Raw genomic sequence first — 725 nt, 5'->3', positions numbered from 1 at the left:
AAATAAAAACCGAATAGAAAATCCGCGAGGATTTTCGTAAGTAGGCTAGAACTAGCAATAAATTATATACGGTGTTGGCGTGTCGTTTTTTTATTTTTCATTATAGATGTCACAATCTATTGTTCCATTAATTTCATTCATAAATTTTACTGTTCGTTTACTAAAATGAAGTCCTGGACTTTCATCTCCAAGAAAAATGACAACTTCTAAAACATATTCAAATTCAGGGTTTCGTTTTTTAAGTCCGATTAATTCACTTTTATGGTTTTCAAGTTTGTCAATCAGTTTTTCAATTTCTTTAAAAAAATATGGATTTATTAATTTTCCTGAAGAATATTCCCAAATTGTACAAACAGGCGTTTTTCCGTTCTCAAATTTTTGTTTGAAATCGGTAGGTTTAATTGTTAGATAAGAGTCAAATTCCGAGATTCCAAACTTTTCATTTTCGGTTTTAATTGCGAAATATGTGTATCCTTTTGTGTTTGTCATATATCATTTGCAAATTTATCAATCCATTCATAAACTTTATTTTCAATAAGTTCCGTTTTTTGAGATTCAAATACTTCCTTTGGATTCTCCCAATCATTGTCATAAATAACATAGATTTTATAATTTTCTCTATAAAACCCTACGTCCAAAATCGGTCCTTCTTCATAAATATGACTTAACTGTAAAATACCCTCTGTTTTTAATCATTTCTCGATGTTCCTCAAATGCACGCCAAC

At 29.4% G+C, this 725-nt stretch carries 2 protein-coding genes; both read right to left on the bottom strand.

Annotated elements, in window-relative coordinates; genetic code table 11:
- Window positions 1-90: 90 nt before the first annotated feature.
- Complete coding sequence (locus Q0945_RS16035) at window positions 91-489, bottom strand: DUF4279 domain-containing protein (protein ID WP_298343011.1); 399 nt, start codon at window positions 487-489, stop codon at window positions 91-93.
- Complete coding sequence (locus Q0945_RS16030; protein WP_299436691.1) at window positions 486-638, bottom strand: hypothetical protein; 153 nt, start codon at window positions 636-638, stop codon at window positions 486-488. Before Q0945_RS16030 ends, Q0945_RS16035 begins: the two co-directional genes overlap by 4 nt.
- Between the last annotated feature and the right edge of the window lie 87 nt (window positions 639-725).

It is taken from the genome of uncultured Maribacter sp. (assembly GCF_947500405.1).
Lineage (GTDB): Bacteria > Bacteroidota > Bacteroidia > Flavobacteriales > Flavobacteriaceae > Maribacter_B.
The sequence above is the reverse complement of the archived record's forward strand: the minus strand, read 5'-3'. Positions and strand labels throughout refer to the sequence as shown.